Source organism: Mesorhizobium sp. Mes31, assembly GCF_024519675.1.
Classification (GTDB): Bacteria; Pseudomonadota; Alphaproteobacteria; order Rhizobiales; family Rhizobiaceae; genus Mesorhizobium.
In genome coordinates this window covers 1-25,431 of record NZ_JALJRL010000034.1, presented here as the reverse complement: position 1 = coordinate 25,431, position 25,431 = coordinate 1, and the positions used below count along the sequence as shown (strand labels likewise).

At 60.4% G+C, this 25,431-nt stretch carries 25 protein-coding genes; 8 read left to right on the top strand and 17 right to left on the bottom strand.

Annotated features, from left to right (window positions below; translation table 11 throughout):
- Nucleotides 1-134: 134 nt before the first annotated feature.
- From NR193_RS32240 to NR193_RS32225, 4 genes are all read right to left on the bottom strand, one after another.
- The gene (locus tag NR193_RS32240; protein WP_256754696.1) at nt 135-506 is read right to left on the bottom strand and encodes a DUF2958 domain-containing protein; all 372 of its coding nucleotides are present in this window, start codon (nt 504-506) and stop codon (nt 135-137) included.
- Nucleotides 503-1,474, bottom strand: a complete 972-nt coding sequence (locus tag NR193_RS32235; RefSeq protein WP_256754695.1) for an ArdC family protein — start codon at nt 1,472-1,474, stop codon at nt 503-505. Before NR193_RS32235 ends, NR193_RS32240 begins: the two co-directional genes overlap by 4 nt.
- Nucleotides 1,475-1,636: 162 nt before the next feature.
- Complete coding sequence (ligD, locus tag NR193_RS32230; RefSeq protein ID WP_256754694.1) at nt 1,637-3,628, bottom strand: DNA ligase D; 1,992 nt, start codon at nt 3,626-3,628, stop codon at nt 1,637-1,639.
- 368 nt (nt 3,629-3,996) lie between these two features.
- Nucleotides 3,997-4,284 carry a hypothetical protein gene (locus tag NR193_RS32225; protein ID WP_256754693.1) on the bottom strand — a complete coding sequence of 96 codons (288 nt, stop codon included), beginning with the start codon at nt 4,282-4,284 and terminating at the stop codon, nt 3,997-3,999.
- Nucleotides 4,285-4,492: 208 nt separating this feature from the next.
- Between NR193_RS32225 and NR193_RS32220 the strand changes: the two genes are divergently transcribed.
- Together NR193_RS32220 and NR193_RS32215 are read left to right on the top strand one after the other, a co-directional pair.
- On the top strand, nt 4,493-4,801 hold the full coding sequence (locus NR193_RS32220; RefSeq protein WP_256754692.1) for a hypothetical protein: 309 nt from the start codon (nt 4,493-4,495) through the stop codon (nt 4,799-4,801).
- Nucleotides 4,801-5,181 (top strand): hypothetical protein, encoded by a 381-nt coding sequence (locus NR193_RS32215; RefSeq protein WP_256754691.1) that lies wholly within the window; start codon nt 4,801-4,803, stop codon nt 5,179-5,181. Before NR193_RS32220 ends, NR193_RS32215 begins: the two co-directional genes overlap by 1 nt.
- Here NR193_RS32215 and NR193_RS32210 read toward each other — a convergent pair whose 3' ends face one another.
- Complete coding sequence (locus NR193_RS32210) at nt 5,182-5,775, bottom strand: SOS response-associated peptidase (RefSeq protein ID WP_256754690.1); 594 nt, start codon at nt 5,773-5,775, stop codon at nt 5,182-5,184. It lies immediately after the preceding gene.
- Nucleotides 5,776-5,846: 71 nt separating this feature from the next.
- Nucleotides 5,847-6,083, bottom strand: coding sequence for a DUF982 domain-containing protein (locus NR193_RS32205; protein ID WP_256754689.1), 237 nt, complete (start codon nt 6,081-6,083; stop codon nt 5,847-5,849).
- A gap of 120 nt (nt 6,084-6,203) precedes the next feature.
- On the opposite strand from NR193_RS32205, the gene NR193_RS32200 reads away from it, so the two are divergent.
- A complete protein-coding gene (locus NR193_RS32200) occupies nt 6,204-6,815 on the top strand; it encodes a YitT family protein (protein ID WP_256754688.1) in 612 nt (203 codons plus the stop codon).
- Between the two features lie 289 nt (nt 6,816-7,104).
- Here the strand turns inward: NR193_RS32200 and NR193_RS32195 are convergent, their stop codons facing one another.
- The 9 genes from NR193_RS32195 to NR193_RS32155 form a co-directional block, all read right to left on the bottom strand.
- Entirely contained in the window at nt 7,105-7,761 is a 657-nt protein-coding gene (locus NR193_RS32195; protein WP_256754687.1) for a DUF2478 domain-containing protein, read from the bottom strand.
- Nucleotides 7,762-7,832: 71 nt separating this feature from the next.
- Entirely contained in the window at nt 7,833-9,089 is a 1,257-nt protein-coding gene (glp, locus tag NR193_RS32190) for a gephyrin-like molybdotransferase Glp (protein WP_256754686.1), read from the bottom strand.
- A 2-nt stretch (nt 9,090-9,091) separates the two neighbouring features.
- A complete protein-coding gene (locus NR193_RS32185) occupies nt 9,092-9,376 on the bottom strand; it encodes a hypothetical protein (protein ID WP_137934705.1) in 285 nt (94 codons plus the stop codon).
- Nucleotides 9,377-9,386: 10 nt separating this feature from the next.
- Nucleotides 9,387-10,289: a peptidylprolyl isomerase gene (locus NR193_RS32180; RefSeq protein WP_256754685.1), complete on the bottom strand. Its 903-nt coding sequence runs from the start codon at nt 10,287-10,289 to the stop codon at nt 9,387-9,389.
- Nucleotides 10,290-10,292: 3 nt separating this feature from the next.
- Nucleotides 10,293-11,072 (bottom strand): respiratory nitrate reductase subunit gamma, encoded by a 780-nt coding sequence (gene narI / locus NR193_RS32175; RefSeq protein ID WP_256754684.1) that lies wholly within the window; start codon nt 11,070-11,072, stop codon nt 10,293-10,295.
- Nucleotides 11,073-11,086: 14 nt separating this feature from the next.
- Nucleotides 11,087-11,791 (bottom strand): nitrate reductase molybdenum cofactor assembly chaperone, encoded by a 705-nt coding sequence (narJ, locus tag NR193_RS32170; protein WP_137934702.1) that lies wholly within the window; start codon nt 11,789-11,791, stop codon nt 11,087-11,089.
- Nucleotides 11,791-13,317: a nitrate reductase subunit beta gene (gene narH, locus NR193_RS32165; RefSeq protein ID WP_256754683.1), complete on the bottom strand. Its 1,527-nt coding sequence runs from the start codon at nt 13,315-13,317 to the stop codon at nt 11,791-11,793. The genes narJ and narH overlap by 1 nt, the downstream gene beginning before the upstream one ends.
- Nucleotides 13,314-17,057, bottom strand: a complete 3,744-nt coding sequence (locus NR193_RS32160) for a nitrate reductase subunit alpha (RefSeq protein WP_256754682.1) — start codon at nt 17,055-17,057, stop codon at nt 13,314-13,316. Before NR193_RS32160 ends, narH begins: the two co-directional genes overlap by 4 nt.
- Nucleotides 17,058-17,072: 15 nt before the next feature.
- Entirely contained in the window at nt 17,073-19,811 is a 2,739-nt protein-coding gene (locus tag NR193_RS32155; RefSeq protein ID WP_306280783.1) for an MFS transporter, read from the bottom strand.
- A 158-nt stretch (nt 19,812-19,969) separates the two neighbouring features.
- Here NR193_RS32155 and NR193_RS32145 point away from each other — a divergent pair, with 158 nt between their 5' ends.
- From NR193_RS32145 to NR193_RS32135, 3 genes are all read left to right on the top strand, one after another.
- Entirely contained in the window at nt 19,970-20,689 is a 720-nt protein-coding gene (locus NR193_RS32145) for a helix-turn-helix domain-containing protein (RefSeq protein WP_256754681.1), read from the top strand.
- Between the two features lie 100 nt (nt 20,690-20,789).
- Nucleotides 20,790-20,966: a hypothetical protein gene (locus NR193_RS32140; RefSeq protein ID WP_256754680.1), complete on the top strand. Its 177-nt coding sequence runs from the start codon at nt 20,790-20,792 to the stop codon at nt 20,964-20,966.
- Nucleotides 20,967-21,206: 240 nt separating this feature from the next.
- Complete coding sequence (locus NR193_RS32135; protein ID WP_256754679.1) at nt 21,207-22,289, top strand: tellurite resistance/C4-dicarboxylate transporter family protein; 1,083 nt, start codon at nt 21,207-21,209, stop codon at nt 22,287-22,289.
- A 217-nt stretch (nt 22,290-22,506) separates the two neighbouring features.
- On the opposite strand, the gene NR193_RS32130 is transcribed toward NR193_RS32135, so the two are convergent.
- The gene (locus tag NR193_RS32130; protein WP_256754678.1) at nt 22,507-23,661 is read right to left on the bottom strand and encodes an NnrS family protein; all 1,155 of its coding nucleotides are present in this window, start codon (nt 23,659-23,661) and stop codon (nt 22,507-22,509) included.
- Nucleotides 23,662-23,966: 305 nt separating this feature from the next.
- Between NR193_RS32130 and NR193_RS32125 the strand changes: the two genes are divergently transcribed.
- Together NR193_RS32125 and NR193_RS32120 are read left to right on the top strand one after the other, a co-directional pair.
- Nucleotides 23,967-24,356 (top strand): hypothetical protein, encoded by a 390-nt coding sequence (locus NR193_RS32125; RefSeq protein WP_256754677.1) that lies wholly within the window; start codon nt 23,967-23,969, stop codon nt 24,354-24,356.
- 121 nt (nt 24,357-24,477) lie between these two features.
- Complete coding sequence (locus tag NR193_RS32120; protein WP_256754699.1) at nt 24,478-24,954, top strand: plastocyanin/azurin family copper-binding protein; 477 nt, start codon at nt 24,478-24,480, stop codon at nt 24,952-24,954.
- A gap of 60 nt (nt 24,955-25,014) precedes the next feature.
- Here the strand turns inward: NR193_RS32120 and NR193_RS32115 are convergent, their stop codons facing one another.
- Entirely contained in the window at nt 25,015-25,269 is a 255-nt protein-coding gene (locus NR193_RS32115) for a DUF2249 domain-containing protein (RefSeq protein WP_256754676.1), read from the bottom strand.
- Nucleotides 25,270-25,431: the final 162 nt, after the last annotated feature.

The window sequence follows — 25,431 nt, the reverse complement described above, 5'->3', positions numbered from 1 at the left end:
CGACCTCCAAACCCGTCACAAAGGAAGACGCAGCCCTCTCACTCTGAGGACTGCGCCGCACGCGGAGCTGAAGGGACACAAGGCCGCAGACACGCTTTGCGCATCTGCGGCCTTGCGGATTTCGAGCCGAGATCTCACGCGCCCTCCCGACCAGACTGGGCGGCCAGATAGAGGACGCGTTCGGCGTCGCGAATGCTTCCGGCCCGGCGGGCCGCCTCTGCCCAGGCCGAAATCGGCAGGTCGGTGGCAAATAGAATGTCGCGCTCGATGCCCATGCCGAAGGGCAGCCGGACCGACGTCATCTCGAGGAGTGAGAAACTGCCCAACTCGGGATAGCCGAGATCGGCGAGACCGAACATGGCGTCGCCATCGGCACCCAGCTCCGTCGCGAGCCAGGTTCCTTCGCCGAGCGGATTGAAGAACTTCACGACCGGTGCGTGATCGGCGTTGCGCTCGCGGCCATTGGCGAGCAGCCGCTCGCGCAGTTCGTCGGTGAGGAGGATCATGCCGCCCTCCTGTCGATCTCGGCCTCATCAACGTCGACCGGGCCAGCCTCGGCCGCACCGTCAGGTTGCGGCAGGAAGGCAAGCAGCCAGTCGGCCGCCTTGCTGGCCTGGGAGGCGGCACGAACGATGGCGCGGTTGTCTTCGCGCAGGACCTCGAGCCAGGAGGCCAGGTAATCGGCGTGGCGCACGGTTGGTACGATGCCAAGCGAGGCGCAGCAGAAGGCTGCGTTCATCTCGGCGACCAGTTCCTCGAAAGCATATCTCTTGGTGCCGAAGGCGCCTCCGAGGTCGCGGCCGACGCGGGAGGCATGGCCGGTCGCATGCCCAAGCTCATGCAGGGCGGTGCGGTGCCAGTCGATGGTCTCGAAATAGGCCTGCGGGGGCGGCACCCGCACGTAGTCCTGCGCCGGCACATAATAGGCACTGCTGCCACCGATGCGGAAATCGATACCTGTCGCCTTGATCAGCGTCTCGACTGTAGTCTCGATCAGTCCGGGTTCCGGTGCAGGCGGAGCCGCGGCCAGATCGTCGGGCAGATTTTCGCATTGCGCTACGTTGAACGCAATGAAGCGTTTCAGGAACGGTATGGCCTGTGCCGCCTCGCCGGTTTCCCGAGCGCGATTCTTCGCGTCGTCAGGGATGAAGCGGTCAGCATAAACGACGGTGGTGCCGTGTTCGCCCTTTCGGACATGGCCGCCCAGCAATAGCGCCTGGCGGAAAGTCAGCCAGCCCTGGATGGGAAAGCCATGCTCGACGACCGCTCCCCACAGGATCAGCACGTTGATCCCGGAATAGGCGCGGCCTGTCGCGGCATTGGCCGGCATAGCAAGGGGCGCTTGCGCCGCCGCCGTGCCCCAGGGCTGCACCCAGGGAAAGCGCCCTGCTTCCAGTTCGGCGATGATCTTGCTGGTGATATCGTCATAGGGGCTTGACCGGTCGGCGCCGGCGCGAGCGTAATGTCTGGACATCGCGGTTCTCCGCGACGGGCGCCGGAGGCCTCTCCTCCAGCTCTCAACCCGTCACGGCAAACCGGTCCGTACTCTCACTCTAGACGGCGTTGCGGGGGTCTCCCGCAGAAGGGGGACGCTCTCGAATTTTGGGCAAAGGCGGTCCGCGCCAACTGCTTATTCCTACCGGACTGCGTGGCGGATGCGCTCGGTAAGCGTTTGTTCGACGTCGAAATAGCCTTCCCAGGCTTCCGGCAGCTGAGCCCGCGCGGCGGCGGCGAAAACATCGAAACCGTTGGCGCTTTCGCAGGAGGGCAACTCCTCCCAGCTGACGGGCACCGCGCACCCCGCCCCCGCGCGTGCCCGAGTGGACCAGGGACAGATTGCAGTGGAGCCCTGGCCGTTGCGTAGGTAATCGAGAAACATTCGGCCCTTGCGCTTGGCCTTGCTCATGTTGGCGACGAAGCGCGACGGATCTGTACGGGCCAGCAGTTCGGCGAAGTCTTGGCAGAAGCTCTTGACCTCGTCCCAGTCTGCCTCCGGGACGAGCGGCACGACCACATGAACGCCCTTGCCGCCGGACAGCAACGGCCACGACTGCAGCCCAAGCGCTTCCAGGATGCCCCGAATGTCGAGGGATGCCTGCTTGACGGCAGTGAATTCCAAGCCCGCGTCGGGGTCGATGTCGAAGATCATGCGGTGTGGCAGATCCGGCTGCTGGCGCAGGCTTCCCCAGATGTGGAATTCAAGCACGTTCATCTGGACGCCTGCGATCAGCCCAGCCAGGTCATCGATCCACAAGATCCGGCTTTCCTTCCCGGACATCTTCTCCAACTGGCCGTCATGGATGGCCTTAGGCATGCCTGGCAGTCTGTGTTTCTGAAAAAAGGTCTGTTGCAGGTCGCCGTCGGTATCGCGCACCAGCGATAGCGGCCGATCCTGGATGTGCGGCAGCATCTTCTCGGCGACCACGGCATAGTAGGCGGCGAGCGTGGCCTTGGTCACCTTGGTCCCCGGATACATGACCTTGTCCGGATGCGTCAGCTTGACGCCGACAGCAGCGGCGATCTCCTTCCCGATTCCCGGATCGAGATTGGCGGAGCCAAGAGTTGCCGGCGTCTTCGGCATTTCCATCACCACCTGGTCGGCTGGCTTGTCTTCCCGCATGCCCTTAAAGCTTGGATGCCGCAAGCTGCCGTCCGATGTCACTTCGGCATAGGTGACCTCGGCAACAAGCTCGGGCTTCACCCATCGGGCACGGCGGGCAATGTCTCGCGGAACGGAGGCGAAAGCCGGTTTGTCAACACGGCGTGTCTCGAGCTTCGCGAGGATGTCTTTGCGCATCGCCGCGGTGAACCCCGTGCCGACGCGGCCGCGATAGATGAGCTTGCCATTGTCGTAAGTGCCGAGGATTAGCGAGGCCATGCCGTGTCCTGTGTCACTTGGTCGATAGCCGCCGACGACGAATTCCTGTCGCTTCGTGCACTTGATCTTGAGCCAACTCCCGGTGCGGTCGCCGACGTAGGAGCTGCCGGCACGCTTGGCGATGACGCCTTCGTGGCCGCCCTCGCACATGGCGTCGAACACCCTTTTGCCCTGGTCGACGATGTGGCTGGAGAATTGCAGGCTGTCGTCAGGGCGGCGCGCGCCCAGCAGGGATTCAAGTCGCGCCTTGCGTTCGAGCAGCGGCTGGTTCGACAGATCCTCGCCGTCGCATTCAAGCAGATCGAAGGCATAGAACTTGAGGGGCATACCTGCGGCAATGCCGGTTTTCAGCATGGAGAAGTTCGTGCGGCCCTGGCTGTCGATGGCGACGATCTCACCATCGATCAGCACCGCGGCTTTGGTCAGTCTCTGAAGCGGCGGCAGGACGACCTTGAACTGTCGGGTCCAGTCGTGGCCATTGCGGGTATAGACGACAACGTTCGAGCCGGAGATCGCGGCTTGGGCACGATAGCCGTCGAACTTCATCTCGAAGAGCCAATCCCCGCCCACCGATATGTGGTCTGTCAGCGTGCAGAGCTGGAAGGACCGAAACTCCGGGAGCCGATATGTAGGGATAGATTCTGAGTCTCTGCGCCGTGTGCGCCTTTTGCTGAGGGTGCCATCTACAGCCGACATGAGGAACTCGGATACATAGTCCGATTCAATACCCTGCCTGGGATTCGGTTCCATGCCCAAGCATCTCCGCGCCGACGACCGTCGGCGCTCAAAGGAAGAACGGCGTATAAGCCGCAGTCCTGCGCGCGTCCGCAACAGCGGATCATTGTCGCGCGCAGGACGGAGGAAATTCGCCCCCGCCGCGGGCGGTGAACGGGACAGCCGTAGGAACGTCAGCATAGCGCCGGCCGCAGGACGGGACGCGGGACCGACTGTCCCCGTCCGCGGTGGTCCGCTTTTGCGTCGAAGCCGAACGGCCGAGATCGCGCGCATTTCCGGCTCAACAGTCCGGCCGCTGATCGGCGAGATGCGATAGGTGTCCAACCCAGAGCCGAGTTGGCCTGGAAGAAATCGATGAGGTCTTGCATCCCGCCAAATTCCTTTCAATTGCGTGGCAGCTTGTGAATTTCCAGCCTGACGGGGCCGCCCCTGTCACAACTCGTGCAGAACAGCACGCGCTCGACCGAACTGAACAGAGCGTCTTTTCCATAGCGCTTGATGAGCACGGCAGGCTTTACCGGTGCATGGTGCGAACAGGATCTGCACCAGGCCCGCAGAACATGCCACTCGCGAAGATCTCCGAGCGCCACATCAAGGCCGGCGTGAACACTGCCGTCAACGATGGTCTGCGGCGGGATCTTCACCTCGCCTGGTGTCAGGATTTTCTCCATCACATGCCGACTCTTATAGTGGATTAGCAACATGCCTGGCCGAAGGTCTGTTTGCATTGCAAGGCTGGGACATCAAGGGCTTTCCCGAGGACGACAAGCCTACCGAGGACGAGGACCGAGCTGCGGCCGTCTGGACGGAAGCCGACAAGGCGGCGGCGGCGGCTTGTTGTGCGGCTGACCGGAGGACAAGGTTCCGCGCCATCAAGTCATGGAACTGACGCTGGATCGGGTTGAACCGCTTTCGGAAGATGGAGACCGTGTCCCGTTCTTCACCAGCGACCTCGCCCGGGTCGAAGAGATGGCCCGCAAGGCACTCAAGGACTGGACGATCGAGATTGACCGAAATCCTTGTGATGCCCACGTTTTCGACCCGGCGGCCGGCGATGACAATGATGCATTGCGCATGGCGGCGTGGCGTGATTTCGACGACTCCTTGCATATGGAGAAGCCGCCGGCAAATCCTCCAATCGCGCTGACGCTGGCAATGATGCGCGGCCAGTCGATGCATTTCGAATAGTGGTCAAACGCAGTCGAGCCTCACCAACACCATCGGTCATCGACCGCGACTGGCCACACCAAGTTGGTCTGCCGGATGACCTCTGCACCGCCCGGAACTTCACCATTATCGCGAAGTTCTGCCAGGAAAGAGGGCTCAAGCACCAGACGCGGCATGTGCAGGCGATATGGCCGAACGGCAAATATGAACCCTATCGGCTCTATTGCTTCAGCGATACCGCGTCTGCAGAGGCGTTCCGTGATCACTTCGAGGGGCTGATGTTCGATCCAAGGCGGGATCGGGAGAATGGAAAGGTGCGGGGCGCCTGGCGCCGCCCGGGCGAATACACGCCAGTTCTCGACCTCGGGCCGCTCAGCGCGCCGGAGACATTGCGAAGCTAGTCACGAGTTTTCGGCGCGAACTGTCTCGACCGAGAGCGACCCGGCCGGAAGTGGCCGCAACAGCTCAGCCTCAGGCTTTGTCAAATTGATCCAGGCCCCCCAGTGCTCCGGCTGAAGGACCACAACCTGCCGATTGTGATATGGCGCAACATCTGGGCCTGGATCGGTCGTCAGCATGGTGAAGGTGGGGGGCTTGTTGCCGGCAGCCTCACGCCAAAGTCCTGCGATGGCCATAAACGGCGAGCCGTTGAGCGTGAAGCGATGCTTCGCCTTCGGATATTTCGTGCCGGTGAATTCGAAGAACGCGGACGCAGGGACGAGGCAGCGTTTGCTGTTTCCGAATTGCCGGCCTTCGGAGCGAAAGTTGAATACGGGCCCACCTTTTGGTCCGGCAGGCGGAAACCCGAACGTCATCGATGCCAGTTCCACCGCATCCCCGGCGGCGCGCGCTATTGGCGCGGGGTCATTGATCCGAATGTCGTCCGCCTGGGGCAAATCCAATTCGGTTTGATCGGTGGGGATTTTGAGGGCCAAGGACGCCATCATCCGGCAATATTCAGCCCAGAGTACATGCTGTTCATAATCGTTGCACACGGGAGCCTCCAGACCTGGGCGACCAGTTTACAGTAAGGCTATCGAGGGCACGCTGAAAAGCGGATCGGCGCTCAACTGAACGGATCCCACTCAACGAGGATGTCTGCCTCCTTTGCGGCCTCAATGAAGGCCTTGCGGGCTTCGCGGGTTTCTTTCAGGCCTTCGAGCACGCCAAGGCAGGCTTTGCGGGCAGCGACATGTTTTCTGCCGGATAGCTGTCGTGCGTTGTGTCGTGTCGCGTCATGTTCCGGCGATTCACATTCTCGCGCAGTCCTGCGCTCGGCGTCATCTGGTTTGCGTCGGCGCAAAGATCGCGCGCCATTTGTCGGCTACAGACAGCCACGATCATTTAGACATGGGCTCAGGAACAGCAGTTCCAATTCTTCGGCACAGTTTTGGAAGCTCCGGCCGATAAGTGGGGGAGGCAAATGGAACACCGAAAAAACGATAGGCACGGCCTCCATGAGGATGCCTTGGCGATGTTCTTCGGAACGCTCTTCGTCGCACTAGGCACGGTTATCTACGCCAAGGCGACGCTTCTGGTCGGCGGAATGGCCGGAATGGCCCTTCTCCTGCAATACGCCACCGGCATGCAGTTCTGGGCAGCTTTTTCTCTTATCAACCTGCCCTTCTACTATCTCGCGGTGAAACGGATGGGCTGGCGTTTCACAGTCAGGACGTTTCTCGCCGTCAGCCTCGTTTCCCTGTTGTCGCGATTATCGGCACGCTGGGTCGAATTTTCCCTGCTAGATCCCACCTACGCAGCCGTGGTGGGCGGTGGCCTGTGCGGGACGGGGCTTTTGATTCTCTTTCGCCACCGCACTGGTCTCGGCGGCATCAATATCCTGGCCATCTTTCTCCAGGAGACCTTGGGAATTAGGGCTGGCTACTTCCAGCTTGCCGTTGATCTCGGAATCCTCGGCGCCGCCTTGTTCGTCCTGGAACCCGATCATCTGGTGCTGTCGATCCTTGGCGCGACGATCGTCAACTTGATCATTGCCATCAATCACAAACCCGACCGGTATCTGGGCGTCACGTAAGGCTCGGCGGGGCAGAGTGGCGCGACCCCAAAGTTCGAACCAAACAGAGTTCTTGAAAACCAACATCGCCCAATGGCTGTTGCCTGACGATCGGAATATCCGGGCGCAGTCAACTTTGGAGAGCGGCGGCAGATTCGACCATAAGTAAACTCGCTGCCACCCTCACAGGCACTATCGTGTTGAGAGGCCCAAAGCCCTTGCAGACGGCGACTTCGAGAACAGGAGTTAATTGAGACAAGCACAGCACTCCCAGCGCCGCGACATCACTCAGGCGACTTGGGTCTGCACCCTAGGCACCCGTCGAATGGATCAAAACACCTTCCTCCAAGGAGTCCGTCGACACTCCACCGGGTGCGAAATTATGCCAGCCGCGAATTCTTTCGACCACCGCCACCATCTTCCAAAGTGGCCAGTTGGAAGATCGCAAGCGCTCCGCCACGGCAAGCGGATCGGATACGAGTTGGGACAATTCGATCTCTTGTGCGAGCCCAGCTGAGAATTCGCGGAACGGCGATAGATTGATGAGGGGAACTCCAATCAGGACGGGAACGGACAACTCAAGTGCGTTGGCGATCAGCGATCTAAAGCCGCCGCCTTCGGCCTCGGTCTTTCCAAATTTGCAGAGGACCAGCAAATCGGTCTGGGCGGACAGCCCGGCCTGCGCCGCTTCACAAGCTCTGAGCAATAGATCGGGGTTCAAAACGCAGCCTCGAGCGTGAGGACCACGATCATCGGATATTGCGCGAAGCTCGCCCGTCGCGAGATCCTGAAGGAACATGTCGCATTTCACGCGGCCAGGCTTTGGCTGGCTGCGCTGGACAAGACCGGCCAGTCGCATGCCTTGTTCAGCCATGGTTGTGGCGAGTTCTAACAGAATAGGCTCGAACTTGAACCCGCTTGGATAGACGATTGCGGTGATGGGACAGCTTGGATGGGCGATTTGCATGCGCGGGTTCTCCAGACAGAAATTTGCGTCAGATGTCCGAGCAGCGGCCGGACGGTCGACAACCGATCTCGCTATCCCGTTCCACCCCCGAAACGCAGTCGGTCGAACGGAAGCACTTCCAGGAGCGAGCCAACTTCGACGGGCGTTGATGCGCCAGGCACAACGGCAACTGCGTCGGCAAACACCATGGGCATCATTCGGTGCGAGCCATCCGGCCCGCTGCGATGTGCGGTCAATCGACCCTGCTCGACGTTCAAGCGGACCGGCAGCAGTTCCGTGCGATCCGGCTTGCGGCTGCGTGTAAAGTTTATCTCGGCCGTGATGCGCTTCGCAGGAGCATGACCGAGAAGGGCTTTCATCATCGGGCGCACGAAGGCGAGCGCGCCAAAAGCCGCGGCTTGCGGATTGCCGGGCAGGCCGACGAAACACGCGCCTCCGAGCGTGCCGAACGCCAGCGGCTTGCCGGGCTTCATCGCCACCTTGACGATGTCGAGTTGGCCCCCCGCACGTATGACGGCTTCGCGCACATGATCTTTTTCTCCCACCGACATACCGGCGGTGACGATCACAAGGTCGGCGGACTCCGCGATGCTTTCGAGCGCATGCGTAATGGCGATCAGGTCGTCACGAACGGTCAGCGTCGAGATATGTGCGTTGGGTGCTTCCAGCATCGCGGCGAGCATGGGGCCATTGGAGTCGTAAATGGCGCCGAAGGGAAGTGCCTCGCCGGCATGGCGGAGCTCTGAACCCGTCACGAGGACCACAATCCGTAGGGGGCATGCAACCGAAACCGTCGCAATGCCAAGCGCGCTTAGAAGCGCAACTTCGGTCCAGCCGATCACGCGGCCCGGCCGAAGGATAGTCGTGCCCTGTTTTACATCCTCGCCGACTCGTCGAATGTGGGTGCCGGCTTCGACGTCGAGCCCGAACTGCAGGAGATCACCCCTGCGGGTCGCGTGCTCCTGCATAACGACGGTATCCGCGCCGCATGGCAATGCAGCGCCAGTCATGACGCGATGGGCTGTCCCCGGTGCCAACACGTCCTGTTTGTCGCCAGCGCAGGTGCATCCGGAAATCGGCAAGACCAAAGGCACACCGTTCTTGCCCGAAAGGCGGATGGCATATCCATCCATTGCCGCCTGGGCGAATGGCGGAAGGGCACACGGAGCTTCGATCGTCGCGGCCAGGATACGCCCTGCTGCACGTGCCGATGGCACGTCTTCCTGCCTGTTGAGCGGTTGAGCAAGTGCGATGGCAGCTGTTCGTGCAGTTTCAAACGACACCATCTGCGCATCTGAGTGGAAGCAGCTATGGCGTACTGCACGCATCGTCAGGCCGCCTTCATTCCCGGCAGGGACTTTTCGAGAATTGCACGCATGGCCGCCAGGCCAGGATCTTCCGATCGATTCATGAGACCAATGAGCTGGGTCCAATGATCGTCGGAGGCGGTGTCCACGAAATTGCGAACGGCCGAGCCGACGATCTCGGCTGGCAAGCGACCGGACGCATCCGCCGCCGCAGCCAAACGGGCAAGCAAGGCGGGCTCGTCGAATGCTGCAACGAGACCCATGGCGACATTCGGGTCGTCCAGCGAGGCAATCAGGTTTCCCAGCATCGCATCGTCCTCACTGCACCAACGGCGAGGATGAGCCGTCGAGATCAATCCCACAAATATCCGCCTGGCCGACAAGCAGGCACACGTATTGCGCCGTGGCTTGCCGATTGACGTGCTCGGTCAAGTAGGCGGCGATCCGCTTCCGCACAGCCTCGAACGGGAGCTGGCGGCCGTCGATCCGCCGCGTCAGGCGGATGAGGTGGAAGCCGTAACGTGTCTCCACCGGAGGCGACATGTCGCCGGGGGCGAGATTAATCAGAGCGGCTTCGAATTCCGGCGTCGTGTCGCCCGGCCCAATCTGACCGAGGCTGCCACCGATGGCCCCCGATGGGCAATCCGAGCAATCCTGCGCCAGGGCTGCGAAACGCTCCGGTGCAACTGCCAGCGCCGCTCTGAGCGACAGCGCCTTTTCTCGCGCCGCGACGAAGGCTTCGCTTTCATCGCGGCGGGCACCGATGAGAATGTGATCGGCCTCATAGAGCGATGGCGTCACGAAGCGGTGAAGGTTGTTGTCATAGAAGCGGCGCAGCGTTTCTTCGTCCGCCTCCGGAACACGAACTTCGCGTTCGATGAGGCCGCGCACCTGGGCGTCCTCCACCGTTTCCTGGCGCCCGTCCTCATCGGTCTTCTGCTCAACGCCGACATCGAGCCGCCGCGCTTCCTGCAGCAGCAATTCGCGAATGACCAGCGCTCGGGTTGCCGCCCTCCAGCCCTCGCCGGGGTTGCGCGCGGGAAAGTTCTGCACCTCGGCGGCAATCGCCTTACGCGAAATCGTCACACCATTGACTGTTACTGGCGGCATCGCCACGCGCTCGCGCGACGGAGTCGTGTCAGGTGTCGCGGGCCCGTGCTCGTGCGGATGTTCGCAGGACGGTGCGCGGCTGGCGGCGTGATCGATGATGAGAGCGGTCATGACTTACTCCGCGGGTTGGCGGTTGGGACGAACAGCAACAGGCCGAACGGACGCAGGAGACCGAGCTGATGGTAAGGGTGTGGGCACCCGCCGCCCCGCAAAGCGCGTGCGCACCACCTGGTAGCCGGGGCGCCCGAGATACCAGATCGGAGCACTCCATATGTGAACCAGCCGTGTAAACGGGAAGACCAGGAAAATGGTCATACCGAGCAGGAGGTGCGCCTTGAAGATCGGGTTGACGTCGGCGACATAGGCTGCGGCCGCTGGTTGTAGGGTGAGAATGCCCTGCGCCCAGTTCATGAATTTTACCATCTCATGGCCATCCATGTGACCGAGCGAGACGAAGATGGTGGACAGGCCAAGAGTGAGTTGCAGCCACAGCAGCAAAAGAACCGCGATGTCGCCAAAACTGGACGTGTTGCGGATGCGGGGATCGAACAGCCGACGATGGGCGAGGAGCGTGATGCCGATGAAGCAGGCAATGCCGGCTATGCCGCCGACTGTGATAGCGAGCCCCTGCTTGAAGCTATGAGAGATGCCGAGCGCATCGAATATCCAGATCGGCGTCAGCAGACCGACGAAATGTCCCCCAAAAATCGCCAGGATGCCCACATGAAAAAGATTGGAACCCCAGCGGAGCTGTCGCCGCCGCAGAAGCTGGGAGGAACCCGTCTTCCAAGTATATTGCTCGCGGTCGAATCGGATCAGGCTCCCAAGCAGGAAAACAGTCAGGCAGAAATAGGGATACCAGCCAAAAAGCGCGTCGTTGATTGCGGTGGACATCGCTTGCCTCCCGGTCAGGTCACGTTATGCCGCGCGTCGCGGTTCGCGGCGCGCATCTGGATTCTCAGCCGATCGACGGAACAGCCGTCGGTCGCATTTCCTGGACCGAAAGTGACGGCTGTTTCTTCCCAGGCGGCATCGATGGACGCCAGGTCGTCGGGCTCGTCGTTGATCTCGACCGTGTCGGCAACAACAGCCGTTTCGTTGACGATCGAGAGCGCGGCCGCGAACACAGCGGCATAGCCTCCGTTTCGCTTGGCCAGCCTTTCCTCGAGCAGCGAGAAGATATGAGCGGTCTCCTTGAGCAGACCGCGCGCCTCATCAAGCGGGCGAGCGGACAGAAACTCCAGGAAAAGCGGGATGAAATCGGGCAATTCATTCGCCGCGATGAGAAGCCCCCCGCGCCGATAATGTTCGACCAGATCGACCATTGCCTGGCCGCGATCGCGGCTCTCGCCGTGGATATGTTCGAAGAGATGCAGTGAGTGACGGCGCGTCTTGTCGAACAACTCCACATAGCGCTCCTGGAGATCGTACAAATCCAGAGTAGCCAGATCGGTAAGCAGAGGGCGCAGTTGCTCCCTTGCTTCGTCCGATATCAGCCCCTCTGCCTCGATCGCCGAGATAATTTCGGGGATCGCCGGGGAAAGGTCCTCCGACGGATAGGCAAGGAGCGCCGAGAGCGCCCTGAAGGTCCTGTTCGAAACCGGCGCGGTCATCACGCGATCTCCATCGGGTTCGTTGGTCGCTTGGTCTGCTTGGTGCCAAAGAGGTTCGTCTCTGTGGAACCGCTCGAGCAGCCGTTTCCGAAGGAGAAGCCGCAAGAGCCTCGCATGTCCTGCGCGTCCTCACTCCATTCGCGGTGCGCCGTCGGGATGACGAAACGATCCTCGTAATTCGCGATCGCCATCACCTTGTACATTTCGTCGATGGCCGTTCCTGTCAGGCCGACCCGCGCTGCGATCGACTCGTCGAGCCGACCGTCGATCGTCTTTGCCCGCATGTAGCTGCGCATCGCGAGCATGCGCTCGAGCGCGAGAGCAACAGGCTCCTCCTTGCCCGCCGTCAGTAGATTGGCGAGATACTGGAGCGGGATGCGCAGGCTGCGCACATCGGGCATGTCGCCGTCGACGCCCATCTTGCCTGCGGCGGCCGCTGACTGGATTGGTGAGAGCGGTGGCACATACCAGACCATCGGCAGGGTGCGATATTCCGGATGGAGCGGGAAGGCGATTTTCCATTCCATCGCCATTTTCCAGACGGGCGATAGTTTGGCCGCTTCCAGCCAATTGTCGGGAATCCCGTCAGCGCGAGCCTGGGCGATCACAGCCGGGTCGTTCGGATTGAGGAAAACGTCGAGTTGCGCCTGATAGAGATCCTTCTCGTCGGGAGTGCTGGCGGCCGCCTCAATGCGGTCCGCATCGTAAAGGATCACGCCGAGATAGCGGATGCGCCCGACGCAGGTTTCCGAACAGACCGTCGGCTGCCCCGCCTCGATGCGGGGATAGCAGAAAATGCACTTCTCCGATTTTCCCGACGACCAGTTATAGTAGATCTTCTTGTAGGGACAGCCGGAGACGCACATGCGCCATCCCCGGCATTTATCCTGGTCGATCAGGACGATGCCGTCCTCCTCGCGTTTGTAGATGGCACCCGAGGGGCATACAGCCGCGCAGGTCGGATTAAGGCAGTGCTCGCACAATCGCGGCAGGTACATCATGAAGGTGTTTTCGAACTGGCCGTAGATGTCCTTCTGGACGCCCTCGAAATTCACGTCCTTGGAACGCTTCTCGAACTCGCCGCCGAGGATCTCCTCCCAGTTCGGGCCCCATTCGATCTTTTCCATGCGCTCGCCGGTGATCGCCGAACGCGGTCGGGCGGTCGGGAAAGCCTTCGATTCTTTCGCCGTATGCAGGTGTTCGTAGTCAAAAGTGAACGGCTCGTAATAGTCGTCGATCTCCGGCAGGTCGGGATTGGCGAAGATGTTGGCGAGGATTCGCCATTTGGCACCCATCTTCGGCTCAATGCGGCCGTTCTTCTTGCGCCGCCAACCGCCATTCCATTTCTTCTGGTTCTCCCACTCCTTGGGATAGCCGACGCCGGGCTTGGTCTCGACATTGTTGAACCAGGCGTATTCGACGCCTTCCCGGTTGGTCCAGACGTTCTTGCAGGTGACGGAGCAAGTGTGGCACCCGATGCATTTATCGAGGTTCAGCACCATCGCGATCTGAGCACGGATTTTCATTCTGCAGCCTCCTTCGGTGCCTCAGATGCGAGCGGCCCTTCGAGCCAGTCGACAGTGGCCATCTTGCGGACGACGATGAATTCATCGCGGTTGGAGCCTACGGTGCCGTAATAGTTGAAGCCGTAGGATTGCTGGGCGTAGCCGCCGATCATGTGGGTGGGTTTCAGCACCGTCCTGGTGACCGAGTTGTGGATGCCGCCCCGATTGCCGGTCATCTCCGATCCCGGCGTATTCACGATCTTTTCCTGGGCGTGATACATCATCATCATGCCCGGCTTGATGCGCTGGGAGACGACGGCACGCGCGGTGAGCGCGCCGTTGATGTTGAAGACCTCGACCCAGTCATTGTCGACCAGGCCGGCCGTCTTGGCGTCGGTCTCGGAGATCCACACCACCGGGCCACCGCGGTTGAGCGTCAGCATCAGCAGATTGTCCGTATAGGTGGAATGGATGCCCCATTTCTGGTGCGGCGTGATGAAGTTGAGGACGATTTCCTTGTGCCCGTTGGGACGGACATCCTTGATACCGGGGATCGTCTTCAAATCGACTGGCGGCTTCCAGGTGACCAGCCCCTCCCCGAAGGCCCGCATCCACAGGTGATCCTGGTAGAGCTGCTGGCGGCCGGTCAATGTCCGCCACGGGATCAATTCGTGGACGTTGGTATAGCCGGCATTGTAGCAGACTTTCTCACTTTCGATGCCGGACCAAGTCGGCGAAGAGATGATCTTGCGCGGCTGTGCCTGGATATCGCGGAAGCGGATCTTCTCGTCTTCCTTCGGCAAGGCAAGGTGGGCGTGCTCACGGCCGGTGATCTCCGACAAGGCTTCCCAAGCCTTGATCGCCACCTCGCCATTGGTCTCCGGCGCCAGCATGAGGATGACCTCGCAAGCGTCTATGTCGGTCTCGATCTTCGGCAAGCCCTTGGCCGCACCGTCAAGGTGTACCCCGTTCAATGCTCCGAGCGCCTCGACTTCGTGCTTGGTGTCCCAGGCAATGCCTTTGCCCCCGTTGCCGACTTTCGTCATCAACGGCCCCAGCGCCGTGAACTGGGCGTAGAGGTTGGGGTAGTCACGGCTGACCAGCGTCACCGACGGCATGGTCTTGCCCGGGATTGGCTCGACTTCGCCGAGCTTCCAGTCCTTCACGTCGAGGCCCTGGGCCATCTCGGCCGGGCTGTCATGCTGGATCGGAGTGAGAACCACATCCTGCTCGACGCCCAGCACCTCTGGGGATACTTTCGAGAAGGCCTTGGCGAGGCCCCTGTAGATCTCCCAGTCGGAGCGCGACTCCCAGGCAGGATCCACCGCAGCTGACAGCGGATGGATGAAGGGATGCATGTCGGACGTGTTGAGGTCGTTCTTCTCGTACCAGGTGGCCGTCGGCAGCACGATGTCGGAGTAGACGCAGGTGGTCGACATGCGGAAGTCGAGCGTGACCAGGAGGTCGAGCTTCCCTTGCGGCGCCGTCTCGTGCCAGACAACTTCGGTGTTGCGGACCGCCCCTTCCGCGCCGAGGTCCTTGCCCATCACACCGTGGGTGGTGCCGAGCAAATGCTTGAGGAAATATTCATGGCCCTTGCCTGATGAGCCGAGAAGATTTGAGCGCCAGACGAACATGTTGCGCGGCCAGTTGTCGGGATCGTCGGGATCATGACAGGAGAGCTCCAGTTCACCGGATTTCAGCGCCTTGACGACATAGTCCTTCGGCTCGAGGCCGGCGGCCTTGGCCTTGGCGGCGATCGTCAGCGGATTCTGCTTCAACTGAGGCGCTGAAGGCAGCCAGCCCATACGCTCGGCGCGAACATTGTAGTCGATGAAACTCTTGTTCCAGTCACCTTCGGGCGCGGTCGGCGATAGTATTTCTGCAGCCGTCAGGGTCTCGTAGCGCCACTGGTCGGTCTGCGCGTAGAAGAAGGACGTCGAGTTCATGTGCCGGGGTGGCCGGCTCCAATCGAGCCCGAACGCAAGCGGTGTCCAGCCTGTCTGGGGGCGGAGTTTTTCCTGTCCCACATAATGTGACCAGCCCCCGCCCGATTGGCCGATGGCGCCGCAGAAAACCAGGAGATTGATGATCCCCCGGTAGGTCATGTCCATGTGGTACCAGTGGTTCACACCAGCGCCGAGGATCACCATCGAACGGCCGTTGGTTTTCTCCGCGTTGGTGGCAAATTCACGGGCAACCGTGATGATCGCATCGCGCTTTACCCCGGTAATGCGCTCCGCCCAGGCGGGCGTGAACGGCACGTCCTCGTCATAACTCTTGGCCGCGTGATCGCCGCCAAAGCCACGATCGAGACCATAATTGGCCATCATCAGGTCATGCACGGTGGCAACTGCCACCTGGGAGCCGTCGCTCAGCTTGATCCGCCGGACCGGAAGGTTGCGGGTGAGAATTTCACCGTGATCGGTCGATACGAAATGCTCGGTGGCGCGCCCGCCAAAATACGGAAAATCGACAGGTACGATCTTGGATTTCTTGCCAGCAAGCGTCAGCCTGAGCCGAATGCTCCGACCTTCGCCATCCTTCTCCTCAAGGTTCCATTTGGCACCCTCGCCCCAGCGATAGCCGATCGATCCGCGCGGCGAGACGAGTTTATCCGTAGTCTCGTCGATCGCGACCGTCTTCCATTCCGGATTGTTGCTCTCGCCCAAGCCACCAGCGATTTCCGAGGCTCGCAGGAGCCGTTCCGGAACGAACCGACCATCGCGCTCCGTGAGGCGAACCAGGAACGGCAGGTCGGTGTATTTGCGGGCGTAATCATCGAAATACGGGACAGTACGATCGAGGTAATATTCACGAAGAATGACATGGCCCATGGCCAGCGCCAGTGCAGCGTCGGTCCCCTGCTTCGGGTTAAGCCAGATGTCGGCAAACTTGGTCGCCTCGGCATAGTCCGGGCTGACGACCGCACTCTTCGTGCCCTTGTAACGAACTTCGGTATAGAAGTGCGCATCGGGCGTCCGTGTCTGCGGCACGTTGGAACCCCAGACGATGATGAAGCCTGCATTGTACCAGTCTGCGCTTTCGGGAACGTCGGTCTGCTCGCCCCAGGTCTGGGGGCTCGCTGGCGGCAGATCGCAATACCAGTCGTAAAACGACATGCAAACGCCACCCATCAGCGACAGGTAGCGCGAGCCCGCGGCGTACGACACCATCGACATGGCCGGGATCGGCGAGAAGCCGATGACACGGTCGGGACCATGAGCCTTTACCGTATAGGCATTGGCCGCCGCGATGAGTTCGTTCACCTCGTCCCAGGTCGCGCGCACGAAGCCACCGTGGCCGCGGATCGAGATGTAGGATTTCCGCTTGTCACCATCCTTGACTATGGAGGCCCATGCGGCAACGGGCGGCATCGTGGTGCGAGCGGCCCGCCACAGCTTCAGCAGCCGCCCGCGGATCATCGGGTATTTTACCCGCGCGCCGGAGTAGAGATACCAGCTATAGGACGCGCCGCGCGCGCAGCCGCGCGGTTCATGGTTGGGAAGATCGGGCCGCGTGCGTGGATAGTCGGTCTGCTGCGTCTCCCAGGTGACGATGCCGCCTTTCACATAAATCTTCCACGAGCACGAGCCGGTACAATTCACGCCATGGGTGGAGCGCACGATCTTGTCATGCTGCCAGCGCTTGCGGTAGCCGTCCTCCCAGGAGCGATCCTCATTGGTGACGATTCCGTGGCCGTCGGAGAAACTGTCGACGGTCTTGCGGAAGAAGGTTAGCCGGTCGAGAAAATGCGACATTGCTCTTGCCTCTGATTATTCGGCTACGGCCGGATGGACGGACGCACCACGCTTGGCGCGCTCGATATCGTGAAGCAGGCCGCCCTTGCGGGTGTAGACGGCCCAGGTGATGACGAGGCAGCTGACGTAGAATATCAAGAACCCCCAGAGCGCGGCGCTCGGCCCGCCCGTCAAGGCGATCGAACTGCCGTAGCTCTTCGGGATGAAGAAGGCGCCGAAGGCAGCAATAGCCGAGGTGAAGCCGGTGATGGCGGCGGACTCCTTCTCCGCCTGCCGACGGCGCGTCTCTGCATCTGCCGTGGGCATCAAGCGGCCCATCTCCTTGGCCATGATCACCGGGATCATCTGGAAGGTGGAGGCATTGCCGACACCGGTGGCGAAGAACAGCAGCAGGAACGCGGCGAAGAAGCCAAGGAACGCACCAGGTTGATCCTTGATGCCGATGAACCACAAAACCCCTGCTGCACCGGCGATCATTAGGACGAAGACCCAGAAGGTGACGCGCGCGCCGCCATATTTGTCCGCCAGCCACCCGGTGCCTGAGCGCGACAGGGCGCCGACAAGCGGGCCGAGAAAGGCGAACTGAAGTGCGTTGACGTCCGGGAACAACATTTTCGTGAGCAGCGGGAATCCGGCCGAATAGCCAATGAAAGACCCAAAAGTTCCAGTGTAGAGCCAGCACATGATCCAGTTGTGCCGGCGCTGGAAGATCACGGCCTGCTCGGTGAAGGATGCCTTGGCCGAAGCGATGTCGTTCATGCCGAACCAGGTCGCAAAAGCCGAGATCGCAATAAACGGCACGAATACGAACCCGGCATTCTGCAGCCACAAGGGCGCCTCGCCCGTCGGTCCCTTGACCATGGCCGGATCGCCACCGAACCAGCCGAATATCCCGGCGGTGATTGCGAGCGGCACGACGAACTGGACGACGCTGACGCCGAGATTGCCAAGGCCGGCGTTAAGCGCAAGCGCATTGCCCTTTTCCGCCTTCGGGAAGAAGAAGGAAATATTGGCCATAGACGAGGCGAAGTTGCCGCCGCCAAGGCCGCAAAGCAACGCCAGCATCAACAGCACGACATAGGGGGTGTCAGGATTCTGCACTGCATAGCCGATCCCGACCGCCGGGATGAGGAGCGACCAGGTCGTGAGCGTCGTCCAGAGCCTGCCGCCGAAAATCGGCACCATGAAGGAATAGAAGATGCGCAGCGTCGCGCCCGAGATTCCGGGCAGAGCCGCGAGCCAGAAGAGCTGGTCGGTGGTGAAGGTGAAACCCACGAGCGGCAGCTTGGCGACGACGACGGACCATACCTGCCAGATGGCAAAAGAAAGGAGAAGCGCCGGGATCGAAAGCCACAGGTTGCGCCGCGCGATCTGGCGCCCTTTCTTCTCCCAAAAAATGGGGTCCTCCGGGCGCCAGTCGGTGAGAGCGCCGCCTTTCTGTGGCCCGATCGCCGGCTTGGGCATGCCCTGCATTTCGGGGAAAGGCGGGAGCTTGGCGAGCGCCTCGCCCGCGACCCCGCGCTCCATCTGGCGGATGGCGACGTGCATCCACAGGAGCGCACCAGTGACCAGGACAAAAAGCGCCATGAAGCAGCTCGTCCATAGGCCGGTGAGGTCAAGCAGCAGGCCGAACAGGATCGGCAGCAGAAAACCGCCCAGGCCACCGATCATGCCGACGAGACCGCCGACCGAACCGACATGGTCGGGATAGTAGACCGGGATGTGCTTGTAGACGGCTGCCTTGCCGAGGGCCATGAAGAAGCCGAGCACAAAGATCGTGATGACGAAGCCGACGAGGCTCATCTCGAGATGGAAGGAGGTTACGCCCTTGAGGCCATGGACCATGTAGTCGGTCGGTGGATAGGACAGGATGAAGGTCGCAGCGACCGAGACCAGGAACGTCCAGTAGAGCACGCGCCGTGCGCCAAAGCTGTCCGACAGGTGTCCGCCATAGGCGCGAAACAGGCTCGCCGGAACCGAGAAGAATGCCGCGATCATCCCGGCCGTCTTGATGTCGAGGCCGTAGACGTTGATGAGATATTGCGGCAGCCATAGCGCGAGCGCGACGAAGGCACCGAAGACAAAGAAATAATAGAGCGCAAAGCGCCAGATCTGCACGTTTTTGAGGGGTTCGAGTTCAAGCCATGCACTTTTCGGCTTGATGCCAGACCGCCGCCGCTCGACGATAATGGGGTCGTCCTGCGTCGTGAGCCAGAAGATGACGGCCATGACGACCAAACCGGCTGCCCAGACTTGCGCCACAGTCTGCCATCCGAAGGCGACGAGCAGAAAGGGAGCGAGGAATTTAGTGACCGCGGCGCCAACATTGCCCGCGCCGAAGATGCCGAGTGCCGTGCCCTGCTTTTCCGGCGGGAACCAGCGCGACACATAGGCAACACCGACTGCAAACGAGCCACCGGCAATGCCGACGCCGAGGGCGGCCACCAGCATTTGCGCATAGGTGTGAGCATAGGAAAGCAGAAAGGTGGCGACGGCGGCGGCGAGCATGTTCGCCGTGAAGACGATCCGGCCGCCATAGCGGTCCGTCCAGATACCCAGCACGACCCTTATAAGGGAGCCCGTGAGAATCGGGGTGCCGACAAGCAGGCCGAACTGAGTCTCGCTAAGGCCGAGTTCCTGGCGGATGCGAATGCCAATGATGGAGAAAATGGTCCAGACCGCGAAGCAGACCGTAAATGCGGCCGTGCTTGCACCCAAGATCTGACCGGACTTCGGATACGCGCTTGTCTGCAATGTCGTCGACCCTTTTGAAGATAGCAAGGGAACGGGCTCCTGTCTGCCCACTGCCAAATTGGCCAAGCAGTGAGTCGGGGCATTGATCTAGATCAAGGCGATCTGTGATATTTATCAAATGATGCAACGGTGACTATCTCAGTTGAGGAGACAATCAGTTGCACGGGCTGGCAGATGAGGTGGCACCGGGGGCGCTGCCGCTGTTTCGAGCGCTGTCCGCATCCAGGCGAGCCGACCTGCTGCGAAACGCCGTGGTGCACAGTGTAGCCTCAGGCACCGTTTTGTTCGAGCAAGGCGATGTGCCAACCTTCCAACTGATCGTGCTGGCAGGATCCGCGCAATTATTTGGACGATCCACCGAAGGTCGTGAAGTCTTGATCGAAGCTGTTCGCGCCCCGGATCTGGTCATCCCTGCGGCTGTCCTGACCGGTGCGCCTTATCTCATGCAGGCGCGGGTGCCGGAGCCTTCGCGGTTTCTGCTGATCCATGCGGCAGCGTTTCGCGCGGCCGTCGACGCGGACCCCTTGCTGGCGCATGCCGTCATCGGAAGCCTCGCGCAGCAATTTCGGCGCATGGTCCGTCAAATCAAGAACCTCAAGTTGAGAACCGCGACCCAGCGTGTCGGATGTTACCTCTTGGCCCTCTCACAGAGGCAGCGCAATCCAGACAAAGCAGTCCTACCGTTTGAGAAGATGCTGATCGCCTCCGAACTTGGAATAACTCGAGAATCCTTTTCGCGTGCGTTGTCCAGCCTGAGCAACTCAGGCATTCGAGTCGATGGCCAAATTGTCGTGATTCATGACGCTCCCCGGCTGGCCGCCGAATGCGGGTTTGACCCCGTTACCGACGAGCCTGAGACCGATGACTTCGTGGTCTGATTGACCGAAGTCGCGGCGATCCTTGATGTTGGTTGATCCAAGTCAACGCTAGTCCGTCACTCTTGCCGTCACCTCAACCAGTTGAGGAAGGAGAACAGGTGTGCCAACGGACAGCTCGACGATCACTATCTTGGTGTTGGATGTCTTTGCCTTCCTGGCTGTGCTGGCGTACGCCTCGTTCGAATCGCGTCATAAGTCACGCAAACAGCGCCGTGCGCTGATCAAAACGTATTTGGACGAGAAACCTCGCCAGAATTCCGTCAAGCCGAAAGCCTGAAGCGCCAATATGAGAATTCAGGGGAACCTTGAGGATGGGCCCACCTCCACAAATTGGCGTCCGCAGCATCGATGCTTGGATCAAGCTATCTGGACGTTTAGGACGTCGTTAAGCGATTACTCCATTGCTGGCGCTTGGAGGTTTATCGGCCGCGTATTGATCGGCCCGCGATGCCGGAGGGGATAGCACAAGACCTGAAATGGGCCTTGCCGGTGATTTTTCTCGCGCCGATGGGGAGGAATGGCACTGGGAAGGGCGATCAACCTATCAATCGAGCTTCGGGCGGGTGTTAGAGACCTGTCTCCGGCTTATTTTGCCATGGTGATGGCAACGGGGGTTTTGTCGATCGGCCTCAGCCTTCTCGGCATGCCCGCTGTTGGCGTCGGCATGTTTGTCCTGAATATCGCTATCTATTTCATTATTACAGTGCTTACCTTGCTGCGATTGGCGTGGTTTCCGTCCGATTTCGTCAGCGATCTGATCGACCACCGCCGCGCCCCCGGCTTCTTTACGTTCGTTGCCGCATCCTGCATTTTGGGTAGCCAGTGTCTCATTATCGCCCATAGTCTGACTGTCGCAGTCGCGTTCTGGTTGATCGGGCTGGTGCTCTGGCTGGGCCTGACCTATGCGATCTTCGTCGCGCTCACCGTTAAACAGAAGAAACCGTCTCTGGAGGAGGGTCTAACCGGCGCTTGGCTGCTCGCGATAGTCGCCACGCAGTCGGTAGCCCTGCTCAGCGCGTTGATTGCGGCTCATTGGGCGCAGCCCTACCGCATCGAACTCAACTTTCTGGCTCTGTCGATGTGGCTGTGGGGCGGAATGTTCTATATCTGGATGATATCACTGATCTTTTATCGCTATACATTTTTTGCGTTTTCGCCGGGTGACTTGTCTCCGCCTTACTGGATAAATATGGGAGCGATGGCGATTTCAGTGCTGGTAGGCGCCACGCTCGTCGAAAACACCAAAGGGGCGCCATTTCTGCAGTCGCTGCTGCCCTTCATCAAGGGTTTCACGGTATTTTTCTGGGCGACCGGAACATGGTGGATTCCGATGCTACTGGTGCTCGGAGTCTGGCGGCATATCTACCGCCGCTTTCCGTTACGCTACGATCCTTCCTATTGGGGCGCGGTGTTCCCGCTGGGGATGTACACTCTCTGCACTTTCAAGATGGCTGAGGCGCTGGATCTCGGCTTCCTACTATCAATCCCACGCTACTTCATCTTCGTCGCTGGGGCGGCCTGGTGCCTCGCCTTCGTGGGATTTGTCCACAACATCACGATGTGGCTTCTGGGCAGGCAGCCGGCGAGTCGAAGCACCTAATATGCTTTGCTGCGGTTGATATGCCGCCCACCTGTCGGTGGTAATTCAATAGTTTGTCATTCAATTGGCGCGCCGATTCCAAGCCGATTCACAGCATCTGCTGGCGGGATGACTGCGGTCGAAAGCGAGGCCGCCAGTTGCTCGCCCCTCTCCTCTTCCTACCCGCCAGGCGATGCTGCTGACCGATTGCTCTTCTGGATCTGGTAGCTCGGGCGTCTCACGCCCGTAGTATGAGCATTCGACGGAAGGCCACCAGAAACAGGCCGAAGGCGGCAACCCACAACATGCCCGCAAGGCTCGTTAAAGCGACGCCGTAGACGGGCAGCAATTCGACCAGGAGGCGCGACAGGCAGCAAATTGTCATCGCTACGAACGCGCCAGTCGCAAGAACCGAGGTCTCGAAGGCGCGACGGCTATGCCTGCGGATCATGCTCGCCATGATGGCGAGAGCCATCGTGCCGATGGCGCCGATCGTCCAGGCATGAACGGCAGCCGCCTGTCCCAGCCTTGCGGGCGCGAAAATGTGGATCGCCAGAAGCCCGAAACCGACGGTGATCCAACCGTACCCAATATGAAGAGCGAGAACTGACGACGCCACCATCCGCCATCCCTTCCACCGGGCGACACGCATCACCTGACTGCAGGCGGCAAGAGCGCAGGCAAGGCCGGTGAGTTGTGCCTGCGGCGCGACAACCCAAGAACCAAGGGCGCATGCTGCCACGACCGCTGCCGCGTACTCCAAAACAGCGGAGCGACCGATGAAGATCCGGCCGCCGCCGCTTTCGACGTACGCCATGGTCAAAGCCGGCACGACCCGTCCTCCGATGATCATGAGGAGGCCGATGATCGAAGCCAAGGCTAGTCGAAGTGCAAATTCTACCTGATAGGACGCTGCCGTGAGCACGTTGCTGCCACAAAAGATAAGCAGCAGAAACACTATCTTCAGGTTGCGGCGGTCCCGGCTGGCGATCACATGTCCCGCCGCGATCAAGAGGAGCGTCAGGACCAACAGCGCCGAGAGGGCAAGCCCGGCCGAATGCGACAGGAACAGGAAAGTCCCCCGGCTGCACAGCCATAGAGCGACCAGCAAACGCGTGGTGAGCGGCGACACCGCACGACGTCCTGTCCATCGGGGGAGCGCCGTCAACAGAAAACCAGTCAGGATGGCTGGAACCATCCCGAACAGAAGCACGTCACGATGCCAATCGCCGGGAGAAATCCCGGTCGGGCCGATGGCCTGTATTCCGAACGCCGAGGGCAGCCAGACCGCCGCGCCCACGATCGCGTCCAACCCGGCGATAAGAAAAAATGGCCGAAACGGCGCCGGCATCCGCTTCGCATCGAAAGCGAGCGCACTCCCGTCAGTCGCCATGCAACAATTCCTCCACGGCTGATACGAGATCCTCGCTCTGCTTTGCCGTTCGCAAGAACGGCGATCGAAAAAAGCCGATCCGAAGGCAATACCGTGGGTGATCGATCTCCGTATTTGCTCAAACGCAAACAGGCTTCAAAACGGCTGACTATAATCAAGACCAGTTTTCGAGACCGGATCGGTGGAACGGCGCCGCTCTATCCGTTGTGCAATCGGCCGCGAAACGTTTCCCCTCGTGCCGCGCCAACAGCTCGATCGGACGCCAGCAGGATTGTGATTGGCCTTGGCATAGGAGCGAACACGATATGAAGCAGAACGTTCCATCAAGCAGCATTGACGACGGCATCCGGCGCTTTGCCGACATGGCCTTTTTCGGCCGGTTGGCAATCTTGATCAACGACGCCCAGCTGGATTGTGAGTGCCGTTCCAGGCTCGACGAGACGTTGGCGCGATTTGCGGCTCTGGAGATCCGACGGATCGCCCGCGAACATCTCGCCCATGCACGCGGCCAACGCGAACGCATCGAAGCCATTCTCTTCTTCCTGCAGGACCTTGACGAAATGGGGGCTGCCGAACGAGACCGTAGCGTCTACCTGGATGTCGCGCTCCTGTTCGACGACATCGCGAACACCGCAAAGGAAGGCGCATTTTCGATGCGGCAACTCAGTTTATCCCCGGTGCAGACCGGGCCATAGGTTTTCGGCCGCAAGAACTTGTGAGGACTACAGGTGTCCCGAGCGACCGCTTCAGCGTTCGTCGATCGAGCATGGTGAGACTCAAACACATTCGCAAAGGAGAAATCGCGTGAAGAAATGCATGATGCCAACAGTCGCCGTAGTCCTCTTCGCCGCCCCGGCGCTTGCCACAGGAATGCATTCCGGCACTGAGGGTGGCCATGAAATAATGACTATCGGTCAGCCGGGCATGGCTGCCAAAGCAGCCCGTACCATCAGAATAAGCATGATCGAGAATGAAGATGGATCGATGGCGTTCGATCCGGTTTCAGTCACCATAAAAAGAGGCGAGACAGTGCGTCTCGCCTTCACCAATGAAGGCGAATACGACCACGAATTTGTCATGGACACGCATGAGCAGGTGATGGAGCATAAGGCCGGGATGGAGAGGCTTCCCGAGATGGAACACGCCGACCTCAATGCGATTCGCATTGGTCCCCAAGGAAAAGGCGAGATCATCTGGGCCTTCGCAAGCGTTGGCAAGTTCGAGTTTGCCTGCCTGATACCGGGTCATTATGAGCTTGGAATGAAGGGGGACCTCACGGTCACTGCCAACTGAGTCTTGAGGTAACCAGATCGGTCGATCGGCGTGTGCTACCTCTTTTCGCAGAGCTCGACATCACTGCGCAGGTTGAGGTCTTCCTATCTCGATGAGCCATTCTGGTGGCCCCGGTCTAAGACAAACCCAGATGTGTTCGCCAGCAAAGAACGCTTCGAACTGACGCCTGAGTCTATCAGGATCAAAATCGAGAACGACCACGAATGTCTGACCGGGTTTGAGTCCGTCGAACATTGACAATACAGCGGACTGCTTCCTTTCAGGTGGAAGTTTCCGTACGTCATATGTCGCGCCTTTCGACGTCTGAAAATTCATTGCTATCCTTGCACGTTGAGGATGATCACGCGGCGGTGACTTTCTTTTCGCCCCACCGTGTCAGCTTGTCGCCAGGGTCCACGCCCGCCCAGCCAACCAGCCGGGCCGCCATCTCGACCACCATTTCCTCGATCGAGGCAAGCTTGACATAGAATGGCGGCA